Source organism: Corallococcus aberystwythensis (genome assembly GCF_003612165.1).
Lineage (GTDB): Bacteria > Myxococcota > Myxococcia > Myxococcales > Myxococcaceae > Corallococcus > Corallococcus aberystwythensis.
Map to the genome: position 1 here is coordinate 1 of NZ_RAWK01000010.1, position 23571 is coordinate 23571.

At 72.4% G+C, this 23571-nt stretch carries 18 protein-coding genes; 16 read left to right on the plus strand and 2 right to left on the minus strand.

Translation table 11 applies throughout. The features are described 5' to 3' along the window. Nucleotides 1–93: 93 nt before the first annotated feature. The 10 genes from D7W81_RS02615 to D7W81_RS02660 all read left to right on the plus strand — a co-directional run bounded on the left by D7W81_RS02615 (nt 94) and on the right by D7W81_RS02660 (nt 15592). Nucleotides 94–1014: a DUF2135 domain-containing protein gene (locus D7W81_RS02615; RefSeq protein WP_120553760.1), complete on the plus strand. Its 921-nt coding sequence runs from the start codon at nt 94–96 to the stop codon at nt 1012–1014. Between the two features lie 30 nt (nt 1015–1044). Further along, complete coding sequence (locus D7W81_RS02620) at nt 1045–1686, plus strand: DUF1175 family protein (RefSeq protein WP_120553719.1); 642 nt, start codon at nt 1045–1047, stop codon at nt 1684–1686. Beyond that, nucleotides 1683–3284 (plus strand): hypothetical protein, encoded by a 1602-nt coding sequence (locus tag D7W81_RS02625; protein ID WP_167508024.1) that lies wholly within the window; start codon nt 1683–1685, stop codon nt 3282–3284. Before D7W81_RS02620 ends, D7W81_RS02625 begins: the two co-directional genes overlap by 4 nt. Next, a complete protein-coding gene (locus D7W81_RS02630) occupies nt 3281–7996 on the plus strand; it encodes an alpha-2-macroglobulin family protein (RefSeq protein ID WP_120553721.1) in 4716 nt (1571 codons plus the stop codon). The genes D7W81_RS02625 and D7W81_RS02630 overlap by 4 nt, the downstream gene beginning before the upstream one ends. A gap of 3 nt (nt 7997–7999) precedes the next feature. Continuing rightward, a complete protein-coding gene (locus D7W81_RS02635; protein WP_120553722.1) occupies nt 8000–10249 on the plus strand; it encodes a hypothetical protein in 2250 nt (749 codons plus the stop codon). A 197-nt stretch (nt 10250–10446) separates the two neighbouring features. Next, nucleotides 10447–11469, plus strand: coding sequence for a hypothetical protein (locus D7W81_RS02640; protein ID WP_120553723.1), 1023 nt, complete (start codon nt 10447–10449; stop codon nt 11467–11469). 133 nt (nt 11470–11602) lie between these two features. After that, complete coding sequence (locus D7W81_RS02645; protein ID WP_120553724.1) at nt 11603–12286, plus strand: DUF4142 domain-containing protein; 684 nt, start codon at nt 11603–11605, stop codon at nt 12284–12286. Between the two features lie 79 nt (nt 12287–12365). Then, on the plus strand, nt 12366–13340 hold the full coding sequence (locus D7W81_RS02650) for a hypothetical protein (protein ID WP_120553725.1): 975 nt from the start codon (nt 12366–12368) through the stop codon (nt 13338–13340). Between the two features lie 15 nt (nt 13341–13355). Beyond that, complete coding sequence (locus tag D7W81_RS02655) at nt 13356–14105, plus strand: ATP-binding cassette domain-containing protein (RefSeq protein WP_120553761.1); 750 nt, start codon at nt 13356–13358, stop codon at nt 14103–14105. Beyond that, nucleotides 14105–15592, plus strand: coding sequence for an ABC transporter permease/substrate-binding protein (locus D7W81_RS02660; RefSeq protein WP_120553726.1), 1488 nt, complete (start codon nt 14105–14107; stop codon nt 15590–15592). Before D7W81_RS02655 ends, D7W81_RS02660 begins: the two co-directional genes overlap by 1 nt. Nucleotides 15593–15595: 3 nt before the next feature. Here D7W81_RS02660 and D7W81_RS02665 read toward each other — a convergent pair whose 3' ends face one another. Further along, nucleotides 15596–16570: a COX15/CtaA family protein gene (locus D7W81_RS02665; RefSeq protein ID WP_120553762.1), complete on the minus strand. Its 975-nt coding sequence runs from the start codon at nt 16568–16570 to the stop codon at nt 15596–15598. A gap of 147 nt (nt 16571–16717) precedes the next feature. Between D7W81_RS02665 and D7W81_RS02670 the strand changes: the two genes are divergently transcribed. Beyond that, entirely contained in the window at nt 16718–17845 is a 1128-nt protein-coding gene (locus tag D7W81_RS02670; protein WP_120553727.1) for an AAA family ATPase, read from the plus strand. Nucleotides 17846–17855: 10 nt separating this feature from the next. On the opposite strand, the gene D7W81_RS02675 is transcribed toward D7W81_RS02670, so the two are convergent. Then, on the minus strand, nt 17856–19262 hold the full coding sequence (locus D7W81_RS02675) for an NAD-dependent succinate-semialdehyde dehydrogenase (protein ID WP_120553728.1): 1407 nt from the start codon (nt 19260–19262) through the stop codon (nt 17856–17858). Nucleotides 19263–19510: 248 nt separating this feature from the next. Between D7W81_RS02675 and D7W81_RS02680 the strand changes: the two genes are divergently transcribed. The 5 genes from D7W81_RS02680 (at nt 19511) to D7W81_RS02700 (ending at nt 23558) form a co-directional block, all read left to right on the plus strand. Next, nucleotides 19511–19915 (plus strand): hypothetical protein, encoded by a 405-nt coding sequence (locus tag D7W81_RS02680; RefSeq protein WP_244226930.1) that lies wholly within the window; start codon nt 19511–19513, stop codon nt 19913–19915. A 106-nt stretch (nt 19916–20021) separates the two neighbouring features. Next, the gene (locus tag D7W81_RS02685) at nt 20022–20435 is read left to right on the plus strand and encodes an ExbD/TolR family protein (RefSeq protein WP_120553730.1); all 414 of its coding nucleotides are present in this window, start codon (nt 20022–20024) and stop codon (nt 20433–20435) included. An 11-nt stretch (nt 20436–20446) separates the two neighbouring features. Further along, nucleotides 20447–20875: an ExbD/TolR family protein gene (locus tag D7W81_RS02690; protein WP_120553731.1), complete on the plus strand. Its 429-nt coding sequence runs from the start codon at nt 20447–20449 to the stop codon at nt 20873–20875. Nucleotides 20876–20948: 73 nt separating this feature from the next. Beyond that, nucleotides 20949–21677, plus strand: coding sequence for a phosphatase PAP2 family protein (locus D7W81_RS02695; RefSeq protein WP_167508025.1), 729 nt, complete (start codon nt 20949–20951; stop codon nt 21675–21677). A gap of 102 nt (nt 21678–21779) precedes the next feature. After that, complete coding sequence (locus tag D7W81_RS02700; RefSeq protein WP_120553732.1) at nt 21780–23558, plus strand: histone deacetylase family protein; 1779 nt, start codon at nt 21780–21782, stop codon at nt 23556–23558. Nucleotides 23559–23571: the final 13 nt, after the last annotated feature.

Consider the following 23571-nt stretch of genomic DNA (forward strand, 5'->3'; position numbering starts at 1 on the left):
GAAAAGGGGCGGGGGCTTGCCGCACGCTGTGTCCTTTCGCGGACACGCGGTTCGCGCACCCCACTCCGGGTTCCCAGGCTCCCAGGCTCCATGATGCTCTCCGTTCTTCTCGCCGGGCTGCTGACGCAGACGGCGCCGCCGGCCAACGCTCGTCAGCAGGGTGTGCCCATTGGCCGGGGTGACAAGGTCCCCACGGTGGTGTTGAGCGCGCCGTCCGGTGGGTGGACGGTGGACCGGATGCTGCGCATCGAAGGCACGGTGAGCGACGTCACGGTGGATCCCGTGGTCGTGTCCATCAACGGCGACCGCTACCTCATGCGCACGGAGGGCGGGCGCTTCAGCCGCAAGTTCCCCGCGGCCAGCGGGAAGAACGTCGTGACGGTGATGGCCACCAACAAGGGCGGCACGGCGCGCACGCAGGCGACGAGCTACGCGCAGGTGCCCCCGGTGCCGCTCAAGGCCATCCTCACGAGCGACACGGACGGCGTCTACACGGACCTGCACATCTACGAGCCCACGGACGCGAGCAGCGCGGGCGACACGCTGAACGTGTCGTCCATGGCGCACGTGTACTGGGCGAACACGGAGAGCCCGTCCGGCGGCACGTTCTTCCTCAACGAGCAGGGCGGCGACTTCGACCAGCCGGCCTACGGTCCGTACCTCTACATCCACCGCGCGCCGCCGAAGGGCGTGTACCTGGTGGCGACGAACTACTGGCCCAGCGGCGACAAGGCGCACACGGTGGCCACGCTCAACCTGGCGCTCTTCGAGGGCACGCCGGGCGAGGTCCGCCGCCGCGTGCGCATCCCGCTGGCGACGCCCGGCACGACGCGCGTGCTCGCGTGGGTGAACATCCTGGGAGACGGCCAGGCGGAGGTGTACGTGCCGTCCGCGGATCCAAAGCCCAAGGGCAAGGGCTGGCCCACGAACCTGGAGGAGGCGGTCAAGGAGCTCCAGAAGAGTGGCGACGGCGAGAGCGGCGGCGGCGAAGGCGAAGGGGAAGAAGGCTACTGACGCGACCGGCGCTCCCGGCACGGCCCCGCCATGCGCGTCCTGATGCTTACGTTGTTGCTACACGCGGCCCCGCTTCCGTCCGGGACGCCTCCCGTGTCCCCTGCGCGCGAAGCCGCGTCTATCGCACCGGAGCCGGTGTCTCCTGAAACGCGCGCACGGCTCTTGCGCCGCGAGGTCGCGCAGGTGGCGCTCGCGCAGGTGAAGGCCCCGGACGCGGCGTGGCAGCCCGCGCAGCGCGACTGCGCGGGCCTCATCCGCTACGCGTACCGCACGGCGTACCGGCGCGTGGCCGCGGAACGGCTCTCGTCCCCGCTGTGGCAGGACACGCGCGGCACCCCTTCCGACTTCGCGGACGCGGAGACGCTGATCAGCCGCAGCTTCGTTCCGCTGGGCCGGGGCGTGGATGCGCGCGAGCAGCTTCGCACCGGGGACGTGGTGGCCTTCCGCCAGGAGCACGACGCGGGCCCCGTCTTCCACCTGATGCTCGTGGTGCGCCCGGAGGACCGGGCCCATGCACCCGCGCGCGTCGTCTACCACCCCGGTGAGGCTGGCGCGCGCGTGCGCACCGGCATCCTGGATTCACTCGCCACCGAGGCGCCGCTGGAGTGGCGCCCCGTGCCGGCCAACGCTTCCTTCCTCGGCTTCTTCCGCTTCAAGGAGTGGATGTCATGACGTCTCCCGTGAGCCCGCCGCCCCCCGCTGGAGGCGGAGGCAAGGGTCCCTCGTCCGCCGTGCGCATCGCGCTCATCGGCGCCATCGTCGTGGGCGTGGGCGTGGGGGCCTTCGTCATCGGCCGCAAGAGCAGTGGCGGCAGCTCCGGCCCCGCCTTCTCCTCGGGTGAGCCCAAGGGCCCGCCGTCCGCGGGCGCCACCGTGGAGGGCATGCCGGAGGTGTCCTCCGAGCCCACGAAGATGGAGGTGCCCGGCGCCACGGCGCTCCCCGCCATCTGGGTGGACGTGCACTCGCCCGCGAAGGTGCGCGACGCGCTGGCGCGCAACGCGTGGTTGAAGGCGCAGTGGGAAAAGCCGCTGGGCCAGGGCTTCGCGAGCGGCTGGGCCGCGTTCCTGGGCTCCACCGGCACCGACCTCAAGGCGTCCTTCAAGGGCGCGGTGCTGGACGTCGTCGCCGGGCAGCTGCTCGACACGCCGTTCCGCACGGTGTGGTTCTCCGGCGACGCGCGCGTGGGCACGCCAGCCCTCCTCGTCCCCAAGGCGAACAAGACGTCGCAGGCGGCGTGGGACGCGCTGGACGCCGTGGCGAAGCGCGGGGAGATGGTCGCGGAGCGCTGCCCCTCCGGCATGGGAGAGAAGGTGCCGGATGGCGGCTTCCACCTGTCGCGCTGGCTCGTCGCGGAGCAGACGGTGTGGGCCGCGCGCACGGCGGACCGGCTGGTGCTGTCGCGGCATCCGGTGGTGGTGCTCCAGGCGCTGTGCACGCCGCTGCCGGAGCTGGACGCGGATGACGGCGTGGACGTGGAGGTGGGCTTCGACCCGAACGCCTACGGCCGCGAGGCGCAGCTCTTCACCCACGTGCTGGGGCTGGGCGAGGACACGCGCCTGCAACTGCGCGTGGACGGCGACCGGCTGGTGGCCAAGGGCATCGCCGGGAAGCTCCGCCCGGACGGGCGCGCCTATGATGGCAAGCCCCTCTCCGATAACCTGCTCAAGCTGGTGCCGGAGGACACGCCGGTGCTGTTCGCGTTCCAGCTCACGCTGCCGGAGTCGCTGGAGCCCGCGCAGCTCAACGCCTTCTGGAAGAACGAGGGCCAGCCCCGGACGCGCACGCGCCAGGTGGCCCTGGTGTGGACGCCTCGCGGGAACGCGTCACTGGAGCCGGAGCTGGCACTCCTGTGGGGCGATGAGAAGGACGCGGAGGGCCTCTCCGCGCTGTTCTCCGGCGGCGCTCGGACGCTGACGCGCGCCACGCTGTGCAAGCACGTGGTGCTGGCCACGGGCCCGCAGGAGGTGGAGCGGCTCCAGAAGGCGTGCGAAGGCCGCGCGCCCAATATGCTCAACGCCGCGGGCCCGGTGGTTGCGGGGCTGCGCGCGCCCTCCACGGTGATGCTGGGCATCAACACGGGGCGGCTGCTCAGCGGGCTCGCGATGGACGGCTTCACGTCCGAGGCGCGGGTGGACCGCTCGGCGCCCATGCCCAAGGCGGCACCTCCTGAAATCGAAGCAGCCCGCCGCGACCTGGAGGCCCTGCCGTACCTGGGCTTCCGGGGCAACGTGCAGGGCTACGTCATGCTGTCGGAAGGGTTCGGGACATGAAGACCTCCGTGCGTTTCGCGGCGCTGGCCGCGCTCCTGTTGTCCGGCGTGGCGCTGGCCAAGCCGCTCTACATCACCGTCCCGCGCTCCTATGGCAGCGGCGAGCCGGTGGCCGTGGACGTCGCCTTCGAGGACAAGGGCCCTGTCGAACTGCGCGTGCTCCAGCCCGCCAACCTGGACGCGTTCATCCGCGCGCAGGGCGACCTGCGGCGCGCGTATGAGACGCCGCCCACGCTGCTCAACCCGGGCCGGGGTTTGAGCCGAGGCCTCAACGCGGTGCGCTCGCCGGGCATCGTGCTGATGGAGGCGCTGTCGCCGGACTTCCGCCAGGAGGTGGGTGAAGCGCTGCCGAAGCCGCCGCCGGAGTCTTCGTCCGGCGAGCCGCTGGCGAAGGTGGCGGAGGGGCCGGAGAAGCTGGTGGGCACGCCGCCGGGCTTCTCCGTGGTGCGCAGCCAGTGGCTCAACCTGGACCTGGGCGGCGCGAACCGCGACTTCAACGTGCCGGGCTTCGACACCGGCGGCAGCGGCAGCGGCTTCCAGGAGCGCCGCGTGCTGCTCGCGCCGCTGCCCGCGGGCATGTACGTGCTCCAACTGGTGCAGGGCCGGGTGGAGGGGCAGGTGGTGCTCGTCGTCAGCGACGTCACCGTGCAGCTCAAGCAGACCGACGGCCAGGTGCTGGTGCGCGTGGCGGGGCGGGACCAGCAGCCGCGCGCGGGGGCGCAGGTGCAGGTGTACCTGCCCACGGGCAAGGGCCCCACGGGCACCACGGACGACAAGGGCGAGGTGACGCTCGCGGTGACGGAGCCGCGCGTCATCGCGACGGTGACGGCCGGGAAGGACACGGCCATCGTGGACACGGACTTCTACTCCGCGCTGGCGGTGGCGCCGGACGTGTTCATCTACAGCGACCGGCCCATCTACAAGCCGGGCCACGAGGTGAAGTTCCGCGGGCTCGTCCGTCAGCCGGACACGTTCCTCGCGCGCCTCTTCACGCCGAAGAAGCGCGACGTGCGCGTGAAGCTGGTGTCGCAGGAGGGCCGGGAGCTCGTCACGCGCGCGGCGGTGGACGACTTCGGCGCGTTCAATGGCACGCTCAAGGTGCCGGACGACCTGGGCACGGGCGTGCTGCGCATCGAGGCGGACCTGGACACGCACCCCTACCAGGGCGAAGCGCGTGTGCAGAACTACGTGAAGCCCACGTTCTACCTGGAGGTGCAGCCGGCGTCGGAGACGGTGGTGCCGGGCCAGACGGTGAGCGTGACGGTGCGCGCGCGGCGCTACGCGGGCGGCGTGCCCAAGGGCGCGAAGTACGAGGTGTTCCTCTACCGCAGCCTGCTGGACGCGCCCGCGTGGGTGGACGACTCCGGCCGTGGCGGCCAGGGCAGCGCGGTGACGTACGGCACCGCTGGCAGCAGCGAGGGCAAGCTGAGCGTGCCGGAGCGCCTGTATTCGTCCGTCGCGGAGCGCGGATCCACGGACGACCCGTGGTCCAGCGCGAGCGAGTTCGACGAGGACGGCGAGGCCGAGGTGGAGGTCGCCGTGCCCGCGCTCAAGCCGGGCGAGGAGCGGCTGCCGTACCGCTACAGCCTCACCGTGCGCGCGCGGGATGATCAGGAGACGTTCGCCAACGCCACCGCCGCCTTCTTCCTGTCGAAGGTGGAGGTGATGGGCGTGGCGCGCTACTCGGACGCGGTGGTGCAGAAGGGTGCGGACGCGCAGCTGTCCGTGCGCGCCACCACGCTGTCCGGCAAGCCGTATGGCGTCACCACGGGCGAGGTGGAGTTCGTGCTGCGCCGCGCGGACGGCAGCGAGAAGCCGCTGGGCAAGCAGGCCTTCACCACGCAGCAGGACGGCACGTCGCGCCAGAAGGTGCCCACGTCCGACGTGGGCGCGGTGGTCGCGCGCGTGACGGTGAAGGACAAGAAGGGCGAGGCGTGGACGGGCGAGGAGTCGCTGCTCGTCATCGGCGGCGCGGAAGAGCCCGTGGCGCAGGTGCCCAACCTCACGCTCGCGTCGCTGTCCGGAACGCTGGCGCCGGGGGACAGCGCGAAGCTGGTGGCGCTCCTGCCGGATGGCTGGGGCCAGGGCGGCCGGGACGCGGGGCCCGTGTGGGTGACGCTGACGGGCGCGGGGCTGTATGGCACCTCGGTGGTGAAGCTCACGGGCCGCACGCTGGTGCATTCGTTCCCGGTGGAGAAGCGCTTCGGCAGCGCGGTGTACGCGTCCGTGGCGTACCCCACGGCGACGGGCCGCTGGGAGGAGCGCACGGTGGCCTTCCGCGTGGTGCCCAAGGAGCGCACGCTCACGGTGGCGTTGCAGCCGCGCCGCGCGGAGGCGCTGCCGCTCACGGAGCAGGCCATCGATGTGCGCGTCACGGACAGCGACGGCAACGGCGTGTCCGCGCAGCTGTCCGTGGGCGTGGTGGACAAGGCCGTCTACGCCATCCAGTCCGAGTTCCGCCCTGGCGTGCTGGACTTCTTCTATCCGCCGGCGCGCGACAACGTGACGAGCTTCTACTCGGCGGAGTTCCAGGGCTACGGCTACGGCGAGCAGCTGGCGCGCAAGATGGCCGGGCTGCCCGACCATGCGTTCGCGTCCATCAAGCCGCCCAGCCGCAACGTGAAGGACCTGGAGAAGGACACGGCGCACTGGGACCCGGCGGTGGTGACGGACCGGGACGGGCGCGCGACGGTGCGCTTCACGCTGCCTTCCAACCAGACGCTGTGGGTGGTGACGGCGGTGGCGGCGGACACGTCCGGCCGCTTCGGCGAGGGCACGGCGGAGTTCGCCTCGCGCGGCGGCCTGAACCTCTACGCGGCGCTGCCGCAGTTCCTGCGCGAGGGCGACGAGGCGCTCGCGTCGGTGCGGCTCGCCGCCGGTGAGAAGTCCAAGGGCAGCCAGTTGCTGGACGTGCGGTTGCAGCCGGGCGGTTCCCTCCAGGCGGACGCGCTCCAGCGCAAGGTGGAGCTGGGCCAGGGCGGTGAACAGGTGGTGCCGGTGACGCTGCGCGCGGCGAAGACGGGCCCGGCGCAGCTCGCGGTGGACGTGACGGGCGGCAAGGACCCGCTGCGTGACCTGAAGCGCTTCGACGTGGCGCCGGCCTCGGTGGAGGACGCGGTGCAGGTGAGCGCGTGGGGCGGCGGGGCGCTGTCGCTGGAGGCGCCCGCGGCGTCCGCGCTGACGCGGGTGGAGCTGGTGCTCCAGCCCTCCACGGTGGACGCGGCGCTCACCAACGTGCGCGAGCTGCTCACGTATCCGTACGGGTGCCTGGAGCAGCTCGTCTCCACGACGGTGCCCAACGTGGCCGTGTACCAGGTGCTCCAGAAGGCGGGTGCGCTGGACAAGCTGGACCCCGAATCGCAGGCGCTGCTGGCGGAGGCGCGCAGCCGCTCCGTGCAGGGCACGGCCCGCATCCTGGGGCTCGCGGTGAAGGGCGGCGGCTTCACCTGGTTCGGCGGCTACAGCGAGCCCAGCCTGCCGCTCACGCTCATCGCGCTGGACGGCCTGGCGTACGCGTCCGAGGCGGGGCTGGTGGACCGCGACGACGTGCGCATCTCGGAGAGCGCGAAGTGGCTGGAGGCGCAGGAGGGCCTGCCGCCGGAGTACGAGGCGACGCGCGCCTACGTGCTGGCGCGCCTCCAGGGCCCGCGTCAGGCGGCGCGGGTGCGCGCGCTGGTGGAGGCCGCGAAGCCCGGGGACCTGTACACGCTGGCGCTCGCGGTGCTGGCCGCGGAGAAGGCGGGCGTGATGAAGGAGCCCGGCCTCCAGGCGCGCATCCAGGGGCTGGTGAAGGAGAGCGGCGAGGGCTTCGCGAAGCTCGCGGGGCTCAAGGGCGACGCGGAGACGCCCGAGGCGTTCTACCGCTTCCCGCTGCGGCGCGTGGGCCTCACCGCCATCACCGCGCACGCGGCGTCGTTCGGGTCGCTGGACGTCACGCGCGCGCGCAAGCGCATCCTGGAGATGCTGAGCGAGCCGGGCCTGTCCACCTTCGACCGGAGCACGGCGCTCCTGCATTCGCTCTGGCTGGTGGAGCGGGACGCGAAGGCGTTCAAGGGCATGGCGCCGCCGGAGGTGAAGGGCGCTTCGGCGCCGGTGAAGTTCTCGCCGCGCGGCATGGGTCTGGTCGCCACGCTGCCGGCGGGGACGCGCACCGTGGACGTGGGCGGCTTCGACGGCGTGGCCACGCTGCGCGCCGCCGCGATGACGCCGCTCAAGGACGTACAGCCGCGCGTGAACGGGATGTCCGTGGAGCGCGCGTACTACGTGCTGCGCGAGGGCGGGAAGGTGAAGCTGGACGCGGGCGTGCAGGTGACGCAGGGCGAAGAGGTCTACGTGGAGCTGACGCTGGACGCGCGCGGGGAGAACCGGGCGCGCTCGGCGTACTACGTGGTGGAGGACGCGGTGCCGGCGGGCTTCGTTCCGCTCCAGGAGGACAAGGCCTTCCGGGGGGCGCCGCACTCGCTGCCGCTGGCTCCGGAGGCGCTCAAGCGCCGGCAGCTGGACCCGTCGCACGCGACGTTCTTCTTCGAGGAGCCGGCGTGGTGGAGCGACAGCCCGCGCACGGTGGGCTACGTGATGCGCGCGCAGTTCGCGGGCACGTTCGCGGCGCCGCCCGCGACCATCGAGGACATGTACTCGGCGCGCATCCGGGGCCGCACGGCGTCGGACGTGTTGACGGTGGTGCCCTCGAAGACGTCCGTGAGTGACCTGTAGCCCATGGGGTGGGCCGTCGCCGTCGCCGTGCTGTTGTCGGCTTCGCCCACCTTCGTCACGCGGGGGGATGTGACGCCTGAAGCCGGCCTGCGCCGCGAGGCCCAGGCCGCCTGGACGTCATTGGAATCGCAGTACGCGGCGCAAGCGGGTGGCCTTCCCACGAGGGCCCCCGCCACCGTGACGCTCCAGAAGGGCACGTCGCTCGCGCCCGAGCGCAACGCGCAGGGCCGGCCCGGCGTGGTGGAACTCCGGCAGAACACGCCCGGCACGCTGGACGCGAGGACGCGCACGGCGCTGCGCCATGAGCTCGCGCACCAGTTGCTGTGGTGGGCCTGCCCCGCATCGAGTGAGGACCGGCTCTTCCATGAAGCCTTCGCGCTGACGGTGAGCGGTGAGCTGTCCGCGTGGCGTGACGGGCCCTATCAATCGCTGTCGAGCGCCGCGAAGGAGGTGGCCAGCGCACCGGCGGTGGACACGCCGCGAGCGAGGCGGGGACTGGCGCGCATCCTCGGAGAGCACACGGGGTTTCCCGCCGCGCTGACGCGCAGGCTGCGCCAGTGTCATGACGGGACACGGTGGGCGGCGCCCCTGACGGTGGAGGAGCTGGCGGACGTGGCGGTGCTCGCACCCGAGGCGGCCACGGTGGTGGTGAGCCGGCACTCGGGAGAGGTGCTGTTCTCGGAGGGAGACGTGCGGCGCGCGGTGCCCTACGGCTCCACGCTCAAGCCGTTCCTGTACGCGGCGGGGACCGGGCCCGTCGCGGACTCCAGCGCGCCTCCGCTGCTCCCGCCGCGCCGGGGCGTGCAGGAGTGGGCGTGCGGCGCGAACCTGCCTCCGAAGGTGGATGCGCGGCTCGCGCTGCTGCGCTCCTGCAATGGCTGGTTCCTGGACTGGGAAGCCACCGGCCACGCGCCGAAGGCCTTTGGCGTCTGGGGCCCCGTGCTCTCCGCCGTGGGCCTCACCGGGTTGCCTTCGGACATGACGGAGGCCATCGGGCTCCGCTCCGCGCACGGGCTGTCCCCCTGGGGCATGGCGCAGGCGTACCGGCTGCTCGCGGAGGCGCGGCCGGACGTGCTCGCGCTCCTCACCGGCAACGTGGATGAAGGCACCCTCAGCGGCCTGTCCACGTCGAAGGCGCTCAAGGGCGTGGCCACCAAGACAGGCACCGTGCGCGACGCCGCGAGCCGTCCCCAGTTCGGATGGATCGCCGCCGTGGACGCGGACCTCGTCGCGGTCATCGTGCGGCCCGGCAAGATGCCCCGTCACTTCGTGGATGAGCTCCCCGCGCTCCTCGCCCGCGTGCGCCGGCAGGTGGGACTGGACGCCGCGCGTGTGCAGGTGCTTGGCCTGCTTCCCTCCACCACCGTGGAGGCCCGCTGTTCGGGCGCGGGCTTCTCACTGGAGAACGGCCTCCCGCGCGCCGCGCCAGCGGACTTCTCACGCCTGGACGCGCTCACCGCGAAGGGCCCCGCCGTCTGCCTGGGCAGCCCCTGGCGCGTGCGCTTCCCGGGCGGCCCTGAAGGAGGCCGCGACTACGCGGGCGTCTTCACCTGGTCCACGCCTCCGCCGTACCGCCCGCCGCCCGGCGTGCCCACCACACCCAGCGCGCTCAAGGCCCGGCGCGGGTCCGACTTCGTCTTCCGCACCACCCGCGTGCAGTACACCGCCGGCGTCGTCGCCGCCGAGGACGTCACGCTCCAGGGCGAAGCCCGCGTCGCGCTGGCCCGGGTGGCCGCGCACAACGAACGCCACGCCGCCACCCGCCACCCCGGCCGCGCCCTCTGCGACACCACCCACTGCCAGGCCTTCCGGGGCACCGTGCGCATCCGCCCGGAAGAGACCCGCGCCCTCCAGCTCCCGCCGCTGAAGTGGGACGCGTGGCTCACCTTCTCGCAGGGCGGCTCCACCCCGTGGAGCGAAGTCCGCTCCCGCGCCCAGGTGGAGTCCCTGTTGGGCACGAACCTCGTCTCCCTGCGCTTCGAGTCCGGCCGCGTCCGCTACCTGCGCACCGAAGGCACCCCCGCCGCCCCCTACGAGGACGCGCGCTCCCTGCCGTGCGACACGCTGCGCGCCGGCCTCCAGCTCCCCTCCTGCCCCCAGCGCGCCTCCTTCGACGGACCCCAGGTCCGCTTCGAAGGCCAGGGCCGCGGCCACGGCGAAGGCCTGGACGTCGAAGCCGCCAAGGCCAGTCCCGGCCTCTCCAGCGACGCCCTCCTGAACCGCGCCTACGGCCCCCGGCCCCCCACCCCCTGACGGCGGCGGCGGCGCTCAACTGGTCCGACTGTCGGACCAGTTGGGGCGCTGCGGCTCCGGAAGGGGGCTCCTGCCCTACAAAACCCACAGGGTTGCCCGGTACCCACTCGGGAAACCGCGAAAAACGAGCTGACACCGGCCCCTAATCACAGCTATTACGTAAGAATACCGTAGCGCTGTTTGGTTCGAGGGGCCCAATGGCGGAAGGGATGAGCGAGGCGGAGGCCACGCGGCGCGCGTTGGAGGCGTTGCCGGAGGGCCTTCGGGTGCGCTGGGTCCAGGAGGGCCGCGGGGCCTGGGTCCTGGGCTGTCAGGACTCGAAGCCGAACCTGCACGCGCCTCGGGGCGAGGAGGTGCTCATCCAGGGCGAGCTCTGGCTGCTGGGCGCCCGCTACGTGGAGGGCGCGGTGCCTCGGGGCGCCCTGCAGGTGTGGCTCCTGGAGGGCTCCGTGCGGCACGTGCTGGCCGCGCGCGTGGCGGTGGGCGGCGGGGACCTGACGCTGGGGCTGGGGCCTCCCGGGGCGCGGGTGCCGTCCGCGCGCGTGGTGTGTCAGCGCGTGGAGTGGCGGCCGTACTCGGTCGCGAACGCGGCGCCGCTGGCGGCGGCCTTCGTGGACCTGTGGCGCGGCCTGGGCCGGGGCTTGCGGCTGGAGCGGCTGGGCCTGGAGGTGGACGGCGAAGTGGAGGGCCGCGCGCGCGTGTCCCCCTTCGTGGAGGTGGAGGCGGACCGCAAGGGCAGCCGCCGGTCCGCGACGCGCCACCCGCTGCCTCCTTTCGAAGCGCCCTCGGCGGACGTGCTGCGCGACTGCCGCCTGTGGCTGCGCGCGACGGCGCACGCGTTGACCCGCGAGCCGCCCTTCCTGCGCGAGGTGTACCTGCCGTCCCACGACGGCGTGCCCCCGGCACTGGAGGCCACGGCCGCGCACGCATCGCTGAGCGCGTTGCTGGAGCGGCGGCTGCGCTGGGCGGAAGGCTGGCTGGGCCCCTCCGCGCTGCTGGAGCTGGAGGTGTCGCGCACGGTGCCCGAGGGCGCGAGCGCCGGGGCGTGCTGGCTCACCGCGCGCTTCGAGCAGGCGCAGACGGGCGGCACGGCCACCACCGTCACGCTGCTCGACACGCCGGCCTTCTCCTCGGAGGTGCTGGCGCTCTTGCGCGGTTGGGCGCAGGCCACGGCGCCGGCGCGCGGCGCGGTGGTGCGCGGCCTGTTGTCCATGGAGTGACGCGCGCTCATCCCCAAGGGCCTCGTGCCCGCGAGGGTGGGGCGCTCGGCCAGACGGCCCTGGCAACGGCTTTCCGCGTCCACACCTTGCTCCCGTCAATCTTTCATCCGCGGAGGCGGGGGGGCGCAAGACCATGGGCAAGATGAATTGGAAGGCGAGTGCGGTGACGGCGGCGGTCGTGACGGGGCTGATGGGCTTCGCGGCCCACGCCGACGAGGGCGAGTCCAAGCAGGACAAGGAGCAGATGAAGCAGGGCAAGGCCGTGGGCGAGGCCGCCGCCAAGCGCGTGCAGTACGTGGGCAAGCTGGCGGTCTTCAACAACCGTCAAATCAAGATGGCGCGGCTCGCGGAGCAGCAGGCGACGGATCCCCAGGTGAAGGAGTTCGCCACCAAGCTGCGCGAGGACCACGAGAAGAGCCAGGATTCGCTGCGCACCTGGGCCGAGCAGAAGAAGATGCAGGTCAGCGCGCTCAGCGACAGCGACATCACCTCCGAGGAGCAGACGGGCACGGGTGGCTCCGGCGTGCAGGAGGGCTACCAGGAGAAGATGAAGGGCACCGGCGAGAAGCTGGGCAAGGCCATCGACAAGACGAACGAGGAGATGACCAGGCTCCAGGCGAAGCAGGGGCCCGAGTTCGACAAGGCCTTCCTGACGCGCATCGCGGAGGACCAGAAGAAGGGCAAGGACATCCTCAAGGAGGGCCGCAAGGAGTACAAGAACGACGCCGGCTTCCTGGCGCTCCTGAGCGACACCGAGAGCGTCGTCGCCAGCAACGAGACGCAGGCGAAGGAGCTCGAGAAGCAGTTGAAGAAGTAGCACCCGCGTGTGTAGCGCGGTGGGCGTCGGGCCGACGGGCCGGTTGACTCGGCCGGGTCCGGCGCCTAATCCCTCGCGGATGCGCATGGCACTGGCGGCGGTGGGGGTGGCACTCGGGGCACTGCTGGGCGCGTGTCAGGCGACCGTGCCGGTGGCCCCCGCGGTGCCGGCCGTGGGCGCGACGCCCGCGGGCCCCTTCGTCGACGACGCGCGCCCCCTCTTCGACGGCTGCGTCCCCCTTCCAGACAGCGCCACGTCGCGCACGTACCGCTGCGGCGGGCTCGCCGTGTGGCTGCATGAACAGCCCGGCCTGAGCGAGGCGCAAGCCGTGGAGTCCGGGCGTGCGCGCGTCCATGCGCGGCTGGGCCCGGTGCTCACGGAGGCCCGGGGAGCGCTGCCGCTCGCGGGACAGCCGCACCCGTCCCTGCGCTTCGAACAGTGCTCCGGTGCGAACGGCGGCGGACCCTGCGAGGTGGGCGGCTACGTCACGGCGGTGACGCCCTCCGCGGGCCACGTGCGGCAGCTGGGCTGCGTGGTGCGTGACAACGTCCGCGCGGGGCTGGGCCGGTGCCTGGAGCTGTTCGCGTACCTGGCCACGCGTGGCAACCCGGAAGGCGACGTGCTGTCGCCGTCATCCCTCATCACGCCGCCCCGGCTGCCCTGGCGGCTGCTGTTCATGCCGGAGGGGTGCGAGCTCGCGGACTCGACGACGCGCGCGGGGCGGATCCGCTGTGCCGCGTCCACCTTCTCCTGGAGCGTCTTCGAGCCGGTGCAGCCGGGCGCGGCCCAGGTGGAGCGCTGGCGTGACCGGAGCGTGGAGGAGCTGCGCGACGCGCTCCCCGGAGCGGGCCCGGTGGAAATGCGCGACTGCTACGTGGAAGGCCTGGCCACGCGCTGTCTCCGCTTCACCGCGCCCGCGCCGGGCGGCGACGTCCAGGTCTGGGCCGGCGGCGTGGACCGGAAGGGCTGGGGCCTGTTCGCGGCGTGCAGCCTCCCCGCGAGTGTTTCCTTCCCCTTTCCCACCGCCTGCAATGGCGTGTTCGCTCCGCGCTGAAGGGACGTGGCGTCCGTGTTCCTCCTGGAAGGGGTGTCCAAGTGCTTCGGTGCCGCGCAGGCCCTGCACCCGCTGAACCTGGGTCTGCCGAAGGGCGCCACCACGGTGCTCATCGGCCCCAGCGGCTGCGGGAAGTCCACGCTGCTGCGGCTGCTCAACGGCCTGCTCCGGCCCGACACGGGGCGCGTGCTCTTCGACGGGAAGCCCCTGCCGGAGGATGAGGACGCGCTGCTCGCCGTGCGCCGCCGCGTGGGCTACGCGCTCCAGGGCGGCGGCCTGTTCCCGCACCTCACCGGCGCGCGGAACGTCACGCTGATGGCGCGGCACCTGCGCTGGCCGGAGGCGCGGATCCGCGAGCGGTTGGGTCGGTTGATGGACCTGACGCGCTTGCCGGCGGAGGCGCTGGAGCGCTTGCCGGGCGAACTCTCCGGAGGCCAGCGGCAGCGCGTGGCGTTGATGCGCGCGCTGATGCTGGATCCGGACGTGCTGCTGCTGGACGAACCCCTGGGCGCGTTGGATCCGCTGGTGCGCCATGACCTCCAGACGGACCTGCGCGGCATCTTCGAGCGGCTGGGCAAGACGGTGGTGCTCGTCACCCACGACCTGGCGGAGGCGGCCTACCTGGGGGACGGCATCGTGCTGATGCGCGATGGTCAGGTGGTGCAGCAGGGCACGCTGGATGACCTGGAGGCGCGGCCCGCGGAGCCGTTCGTCACCCGGTTCATCCAGGCGCAGCGCCCGCTGCCGCTGCGGAGGTCCGGGTGATGCGCGCGCTGCCGCTGGTGTTGCTGCTGGTGCTTGGCGCCGCGTGCGAGAGCGCCGACGGCGCGGGGCCCGAGGTGCGCGTGGGCTCCAAGAAGTTCACCGAGTCCGTCATCCTCGGGGAGCTGGTGACGCAGGTGGCGAAGGACGCGGGCGCGCGGGCCTCGCACCGGCGCGAGCTGGGCGGCACCACGGTGCTGTGGGAAGCGCTGCGCCGGGGCGAGCTGGACGTCTATCCCGAGTACACCGGCACGCTGCGCCAGGAGCTGCTCGTGGGCCGCGCGCTGCCGGACGACGCGGCGCTGCGGAAGGCGCTCGAGGACGAGGGGCTGCGGATGAGCGCGTCGCTGGGCTTCAACAACACCTACGCGCTGGGCATGAAGGAAGCGGAGGCGGAGCGGCTGGGCATCCGCCGCATCTCGGATTTGAAGTCGCACCCGGAGCTGCGCGTGGGCTTCAGCAACGAGTTCATGCAGCGGGGCGACGGCTGGCCCGCGCTGCGCGACGCGTACGGCCTGCCCCAGCGCGACGTGCGCGGCCTGGACCACGACCTGGCCTACCGGGGCCTGGAGAGCGGGGCCATCCAGCTCACGGACCTGTACTCCACGGACGCGGAGATCGCCGCCTACGGGCTGCGCGTGCTGGAGGACGACCGGCACCACTTCCCCGCGTACGACGCCGTGCTCCTCTACCGCGCGGACCTGGAGACGCGCGCACCCCGGGCCGTCTCCGCGCTGCGCCGGCTGGAGGGCTCGCTGACGGAAGCGCAGATGGTGAAGCTCAACGCCCGCGCGCGGCTGGAGCACGTGCCGGAGGCGCAGGTGGCGTCGGACTTCCTGCAAGCGTCGCTGGGCCTGACGACGGAGGTGCGCACGGACGGGCGGGCCTCCCGTGTCTGGCAGCGCACGCGCGAACACCTGTTCCTCGTGGGACTGTCGCTGGTGGCGGCCATCGCGTTGGCCATCCCGCTGGGCGTGGTGGCCGCGCGTCGCCCCCGCCTGGGGCAGGGCGTGCTGGGCCTGTCGAGCGTCATCCAGACGGTGCCGTCGCTGGCGCTGCTGGTGTTCATGATTCCGCTGCTGGGCATCGGCTCGAAGCCGGCCATCGCGGCGCTGTTCCTCTACAGCCTGCTGCCCATCGTGCGGAACACTGCGGCGGGGCTCCAGGGCATCCCATGGGAGGTGCGCGAGTCCGCGGAGGCGCTGGGCCTGCCCTCCGGCGCGAGGCTGTGGCGCATCGAGCTGCCCATGGCGGCGGCGTCCATCCTCGCGGGCATCCAGACGGCGGCGGTCATCAACGTGGGCACCGCCACGCTGGGCGCGCTGGTGGGCGCGGGCGGCTACGGCCAGCCCATCCTCACCGGCATCCGCCTGGACGACGTGGGGCTCATCCTGGAGGGCGCGGTGCCCGCGGCGGTGCTCGCGCTGCTCGTCAGCGGCCTCTTCGAGGCGGTGGCGCGCGTGCTGGTGCCCCGGGGGCTGCGCGGCTGAGCGCTACACCGGCTCCACGCCGGACGCGGGCTCGGACGCGGGCTCCAGGCGCGGCGCGTCCTCCGCGAGCCCCGCCGCGCACAGCCGCACCACGCACATCCACACGCAGTCCGCGAGCAGCAGGTGCACCAGCTGCATCGTCACGGGTGCGAGCAGCACCAGGTTGACGACGCCCGCGCACAGCTGCGCGACGTACACGCCGGTGAGCAGCGCGGACGCCCGCCGCACGTCCGGTGACGGCCGCAGCCGCGCCACCCAGCGGCCGCCGAACACCAGCAGCGCGCCCATCGCCACCGCGATGATGGGGTGGAACACGCGCAGGCGCAGCAGCACGTGCGCCGCCTCCGACAGGTCCTGCTCGAAGCCGTGCGCCAGGCTGGTGGCGGGGAAGAGCGTGTCGCCCAGCGCGGCCACCGCGCCGCTGACGCCCAGCACCAGCATGCCCGCCACGCTCAGGCCCAGCACCGCGCCCACCGTGCCCTGACCCCGGAGCGCCATGCGCGCGCGGCCCCGGGACGCCCACACGACCAGCGTCTGCGCGCCCACCAGGAGGAAGGTGTTGGTCAGGTGCACGCCCATCCACACCGCGCGGCCCAGGCGCGCGTCCTGCGCCACGTACTTGAGCAGCACGATGCCCGCGCCCACCAGGCCTTCGGTGAGCATGAACACCAGCGCCCAGAACGCCGCGCGGCGGCCGGGGTGGCCCTTGGGGAACTCGCGCCGGCTCCACGCGTAGAGCGCGACGGCGAGCACCGTGGCCAGGCCGCTGGTGAGCCGGTGCGTGTACTCAATGAGGGTCTGGAGCGAGGGCGCGCGCGGAATCACCTCGCCGTTGCAGACGGGCCAGTGGTCACCGCAACCCGCGCCGGAGCCGGTGGCCCGCACGAACGCGCCCCAGAGGATGACACCCAGGGTGTAGAGGAGCACGCCCTGGCTGAACCACTGGAAGCGGCGGGTCGCGGCGGTGGGAAGGGTCATCGTGCCCTCCCAGTACCGCATCCCTTCCCAGCGGACCACCGCGCGCCCGCGTCCGCCTGCCCGCCGCGCGCCAATGGCTCAACACCTGCGCTTATGGGGCCACTGGCGACAGTCCCCAAGGGGGGGAGAAGTTGTTAGCGTCACCTCGTGCCCCGAGATCGCGAAGCGTCGCCTGCCTCCTCGCCCCCCCACGACGCGGCCGAGCGCCTGCGCCGGCTGGAAGCGGCCATCGAGGAGGGACGGGCGCGCAAGGACGCGGCCCTGGAGGGGTGGGTGCGCCGGATGGGCCGCCTCCCCACCGAGAAGGAGCGCGACCGCTGGGAGCGGGAGTGGGAGCGCGGCGCGGAGCGGGAGCGCCAGCGGTGGGAGAAGCAGTGGGAGCGTGAGTCGAAGGAGGCTTTGCGTCGCGCGGAGCGGCAGGCCAAGCGCGACGCGTACGTCGCCCAGCAGCAGGCGTACCGCGAGGCGAAGCGCGCGGAGAAGGCGGCGCGGGAGGAGGCCTCGCGCAACCCGCTGGTGGGCGTGGGGATGCTCATCGTCGCGCTGGCGTGCATCGTCACGGTGGTGCGGCTGCCGCAGCAATACTGGTGGCTCGTGTTCGTGGCGCTAGGGTTCTTCAAGGGCGCCGCGAAGCACCTGCGCCCGGCCAACAACCCGCTGCTCACGCGCGTGGAGGAGCCGTCCGCGCCGGTGCTGACGCAACAGGCGAAGGCACCGGAGGTCCCGGCGGATCCGCGCCTGACGCGAGTGGATGCCGTCTGCGAGAAGCTGCTCGCGGAGCTGCGCGCGGGGAAGGGCGTGTTGCAGGAGATGGTGCGCTCTCCGGAGCGCACCGTGCAGGACCTGCGCAAGAGCTGCCACGAACTCATCCGCCGCGAACGCGAGCTGCGCACGGTGGCGTCCCCTGAGGACGTGCAGCGGCTGGCGGACGAGCGCAAGAAGCTGGAGACGCGCTGGGCCGCGGAGGAGGACGTCGTGGTGCGCGACCGGCTGCGCGCGGCACTCCAGGTGCTGGATGAGCAGGTGCGCCAGCGCGCGGAGCTGACCCGGGCCGCGGACCGGCTGGAGGCCGAGTACACGCGGCTGGCGTACACGCTGGAGAACCTCTACGCCCAGGTGCTGCGGGTGCGCTCGGCGGACGCGGCGGACGCGGACGTGGCCGGCGCGGGGCTGCGCCACAGCGTGGAGCAGCTGGGCGCGGAGGTGGACGCCGTGACGTCCGCGCTGGAAGAGGTGCACGGCGCACCCGTGGATGGCCGGGTGCGGACGCGCTGACGGGGCGGGGCTATTCGCCCGCGTGCTTCGACGGCGGCGGTGCGCCGGACGCGCTGGTGATGCGGACGGTCTTCGCGTTGACGAACTCGCGGATGCCCAGGTCGGCCAGCTCGCGGCCGTGGCCGGAGTGCTTCACGCCGCCGAAGGGCAGACGCGCGTCGGACGCGACGAGCGCGTTGACGAACACCATGCCGGCGTCGATGCCGTCGATGAACCGGCGCTGCTCGTTCGCGTCCTGGGTCCAGACGCTGGCGCCCAGGCCGAAGGGCGTCGCGTTGGCCAGCTCGATGGCGTGCTCCAGGTCGCGGGCGCGCAGCAGCGTGGCCACGGGGCCGAAGAGCTCGTCGTGGAACGCGGGGGCCTTCGGCGGCGGATCCGCCAGGACGGTGGGCGGATAGAAGTTGCCGGGGCCGCCCTGGGGCTTGCCGCCCAGCAACAGCCGGGTGCCGGCCTTCACGCTCTCCTGCACCTGGGCGTGCAGCCCTTCGAGGATGCCGGGCGTGGCGAGCGGGCCGACGTCCGTCTTCGGGTCCATGGGGTCGCCGACCACCATGGTCTTCATGCGCTCCACGAAGCGGCGCTCGAACTCCTGGGCAATGGGTTCGGCGATGATGAAGCGCTTGGCGGCGATGCAGGACTGGCCGTTGTTGATGAGGCGCGCGGACACGGCGGTGTGCACGGCCTTGTCCAGGTCCGCGCTGGGCATGACGATGAACGGGTCGCTGCCGCCCAGCTCCAGGACGACCTTCTTGATGGCACGGCCCGCGGCGGCGCCGACCGCGCGGCCCGCGCCCTCGCTGCCGGTGAGGGTGACGGCCTTGACGCGCGGATCCTCGATGACGCGGTTCACTTCCGACGTCTCGATGAACAGCGATTGGAAGGCGCCTTCAGGGAAGCCGGCGGTGCGGAAGATTTCCTCGAGTGCGAGGGCGCACTGGGGCACGTTGCTGGCGTGCTTGAGGAGGCCCACGTTGCCGGCCATGAGGGCGGGTGCGGCGAAGCGCACGACCTGCCAGAAGGGGAAGTTCCACGGCATGATGGCCAGGACGGGGCCCAGGGGCTGGTAGCGCACGAAGGCGGTGTCGCCGTCCACGTCGATGGGCGAGTCGCGCAGGAACTTCTCCGCGCGGGTGACGTAGTAGCGGCACGCGGTGGCGCTCTTGATGGACTCGGACTTGGCGGCCTCCAGGGGCTTGCCCATCTCCTCCGTCATCATTCGGCCGAAGCGCCCGGCCTCGACCTCGAGGATTTCAGCGGCGCGGCGCATCCAGCGGGCGCGGTCAGCGAAGGACGTCTCGCGGTAGGAGCGGAACGTGTCCGCGGCCCGTTGCAGCTTGCGCTCCAGTTCCTCGGACGAAAGCACCTCGAAGGTGCGCAGCGTCTTGCCCGTGGTGGGGCTGATGGTGGCGATGGCCATGTGCGGGTGCCTCCCGGGTGCGAACGTCCCCAGGTGATAACAGGCCACATCCCCCTGACAATGCCTCGCGGCCCGGAGCGTCCAGGGGCGTACGGCTGGCGCCCATGACCCAGGACGACTGTTCATGCGAAAGAAGAACCATGGCCTATCAGAACGAGTGGCGGCCCCAATTCGCCGCTCCACCCCACAGGTCGAGCTACATCGTGGAGGGACGCCCGGTGGAGGTGGGCGCCCTGAGCGTGCGCACCATGAACTTCGGCCAGCACTGGCGGACACCGGGCGTCGTCGAGGTGCGCTACGAAGTCATCCTGCCCGGCGCCTACGCCGTGGCGCTGCTCGAACAGGACTGGGCCGATTGGATGGAGGACGCTCAGCGCTTCCCCGACCTGGCTGATCCATTGGAACAGGCGCTGCGTGCCCTCGACTGGCCCAGGCCGGCCCACGCGCTCGCGGACGCGGTGACGGCCCCTCTTGTCCTGGACCACTTCGCTCACGAATTGCTGCTTCGCTGGTTCGACGACGGCGTCCCTTCAGGCCCTGGCTTCGTCCTCAACACTGTCGATGAGGGACGCATGACCGGCGCCGACGTGTGCCTCGCGGGCCGCGCAAGACCCCACGTCCCCAGCGTGCCCTACGCCTTTCAGGACGTTTGAAGAACGCGGCACCGTGACCCAACCATGACCGAACCACCGGATGCCCAAGGCCAACGCCCACCCGGGCCCGTGGTCCCATGGTGTCGGACTCGCACGGAGGTGTTTCATGGGAATGGCCGTGGGCAGCAGGGGCGGAGTGAAGGCGGACATCAACGTCACGCCGCTGGTGGACGTGGTGCTCGTGCTGCTGATCATCTTCATGGTCGTGACGCCGCTGGCCCAGGACGGCAAGGACGTCACCCTGCCCACCGCCGCGCAGGGTGAGCAACGCGACAAGCCCGAGCCGCTCGTCTTCTCCCTCACCGCCGAAAAGGCGCTGTATGTCGGCGGTGACGCCCTTCCGGATGCCGCGACCTTCCAGGCGCGCATCCAGCAGGAGCTGCGCGGCCAGCCTGGACGCAAGCTGCTCCTCAAGGCGGATGAAACGCTGACCTGTGGCGAAGTGCTGGGCGTCTTGCGGCAGTCGCGCGATGCCGGAGCGGGGAAGGTGTCTCTCGCTGTCTCCATGAAGAAGCCCTGAGGCGGACCTCCATGCACTCCAGACGCACTGCCGTGGTGAAGCCCCAGTCCGGACTTCAGTCGGACATCAACGTCACGCCCCTGGTGGACGTGGTCCTCGTGCTGCTGATCATCTTCATGGTCGTCACCCCGCTCATGCGAGCCGAGCTCCAACTCCAGCTCCCCATGAAGGGTGAAATCGACTCCCCACCGTCGGAGGCGCTGCACCCAGGCCTCGTGCGCCTCACGGCGGAGGGCACGCTCCTGCTGGGCGGCGAGCCCGTGAGCGAAGCGGACTACGTGCCCCGCCTGCGGGCCTTCCTGGAGGCCCGCCCCAGGGGCCAGCGTGAGCTCTTCTTCCAGCCGGACGCGCGGGCCCCTTACGCACGCCTCATCCGTGCCCTCGACGGAGCGAAGGAGGCCGGCGCGGAGGCGGTGGGCGTGTCCGTGGACCCTCCTTGAGCACCTGGAGCCTGTCCGACACTCCCTGCTGAAAGCCCGTGCCCGCCCGCACGGCAGGACCTATGTCACGGTCATGTTACGTGGGCCGTTGCGGGTGTTGTCGGGTTGGGACGTGATGGTGACGCGGCCTCTGGGCCTGCTGTTGCTGGTGGTCGCGTGCGTCCTGGGGTTCGTCGTCCTGTCGGACGAGGTGCATGAAGGCGACACGCAGGACATCGACGAGCGCATCGTCCGCTCCCTGCGCCGCGAGGAGGACCCCGCGCTCCCTCGCGGCCCCTGGTGGCTCGCGGAGACCGCGCGCGACGTGACGTCCCTGGGCGGCTTCCCCGTGCTGTCGCTCATCACGACGGCCGTGTGCGGCTTCCTGCTGGTGGCCCGCCGCTACCGCACCAGCCTCTTCGTCCTGTCGTCCATCGTCGGTGGGTGGATCCTCAACGCGCTGCTCAAGAACCTGTTCCACCGCCCGCGCCCCTCGGTGGTGCCCCACCTCACCGAGACCATGTCCACCAGCTTCCCCAGCGGCCACGCCATGCTGTCCGCCATCACCTACCTCACGCTGGGCGCGCTGCTGGCCCAGTTCGCCGAACACCGCCGCGTGAAGGTCTACCTCCTCGCCGTCGCCCTGGTCCTGTCCGTCCTGGTGGGCTGCACCCGCGTGTACCTGGGCGTGCACTACCCCTCGGACGTGCTCGGCGGCTGGGTGGCCGGGCTCGCATGGGCCCTGTTCGTCACCGTCGCCGCCCGCACCCTGCGCCGCCGCAGCCCCGCCCTGCGGGAAGAGGCCCAGCGTCCCGTGGAATGAGCCTTGCGCCGCGGCCCCTCGCGCAGGATGAAGGGGCCTCCACCCTCCCATGTCCCTCGCTCCCGTGAACACCCGCCGTCCCCTGCCACCCGCGAGGCGCGGATGATCCAGGCGTGGCTGTGGAAGCTGGGCCTGGGCCGCGGCAGGGTGCACGTCTTCTACGACGAGGCGTACCGGCTGCCCCTCTCCGGCATCGAGTCCTCCGTGGGCATCGAGCCGCGCGGCACCGACTTCACCACCTGGTACCTGCTGGAGGCCGGCGTGGTGCGCGCCGCGGACGTGCGCCACCCCGTGCCCGTCTCCTACGCCCAGCTGGCGCGCGTGCACGACGCCCGCTACCTGGAGTCCCTCTCCGACCCCGCGACGCTCGCGCGCATCTACGCCACCGACCCGTCCGAGGTCCCCGTGGACGCGCTCCTGGACAGCGTGCGGCTCGTGTGCGGAGGCACGTTAGGCGCGGCGCGGCTGGCGCTCGCGAGGCAGGGGCCCGTGGTCAACATGGCCGGCGGCTTCCACCACGCGCGCCCGGACAAGGGCGGCGGCTTCTGCACCGTCAACGACATCGCCGTGGCCGTGGCGGACCTGCGCGCCTCCGGCTTCGACGGCTCCGTGGCCGTGCTGGACCTGGACGCGCATCCGCCGGATGGCACCGCCGCGTGCCTCGCCGGGCAGCCCAAGGCGTGGATCGGCTCCGTGTCCGGCAGCGACTGGGGCGTGCTGCCCCCCGGCGTGGATGAGACGCGCGTGCCCGACGGCTGCGACGACGTCACCTACGTGCAGAAGGTGAAGGACCTGCTCGCGCGCATGCCCCCGTCGGACATCACCTTCGTCATCGCGGGCGGGGACGTGCTGTCCGGGGACCGCTTCGGCCGCGTGGGCATCACGCTTCAAGGCGCGCGCAAACGCGACGTGGCCATCGCCGGCGCCCTGCGGGGACGGGCCAGCGTGTGGCTGCCCGGCGGCGGCTACCACCCGGAATCCTGGAAGCTGTTCGCGGGCACCGTGCTGGTGCTCGCGGGGCTGGGCCACCAGCGCATCACCGCGCGCTACGACCCGTTGAGCGCGCGCTTCCAGCGCATCGCGCACCTGTTGGATCCGGAGAAGGCGGACACCGCCGGGAAGACGCCGGAGTGGGAGCCCTTCTCGCTGGAGGACCTGGAGGGCCCGCTGCGGCTGGGCCCGGAGGTGCAGCCGCGCGTGCTGGGCCACTACACGGCGCAGGGCATCGAGTACGCCCTCTTCCGCTACGGCATGCTGTCGTACGTGGAGCGCCTGGGCTACAGCCGCCTGCGCGTGCAGGTGGCCTCCACCGGCGGCACCGGCGACCGCATCATGGTGCTGGGCCACGCGGGCGGCCGTGAGCACCTGCTGTCGGACTCCGTGCTGGAGAAGAAGGTCCTCCAGGGGGAGACGTTCCTCTTCGCCAACTGGCTGTCCCTGCGCCACCCGCGCGCGCGCTTCAGCGACAAGCGCCCGCAGCTGCCCGGCCAGCAGGTGCCCGGCCTGGGCCTGTCGCGCGAGACGACGGAGCTGCTGCTCACCATGGCCCAACGCCTGGGCCTGGCGGGCGTGGCCTTCCGCCCCATGTGGTACCACCTGGCCGTCGTCGCGCGCGGACGCTTCCACTTCGCCACCCCGGAGCGCCAGGGCCGCTTCGAGGCGCTGATGCGCGACCTGTCCTCGCTGTCGCTCGTGGAGGCCACGCGCGCCGTGGCCGAGGGGCGCGTGCGCCTGGACGGCCAGCCGTACCCGTGGGAGCCCGACGACATGGTCTGCCGCCTGTCGCCCCTCCCCCTGGACGCGGAGGCCGTGGCGGAGGAGCGCGAGCGCTGCCACTTCACGGTAGAGCCGGCAGGGGAGCCAGCGCCTGCCTCCGGCTGACGCCGCGCCCGTG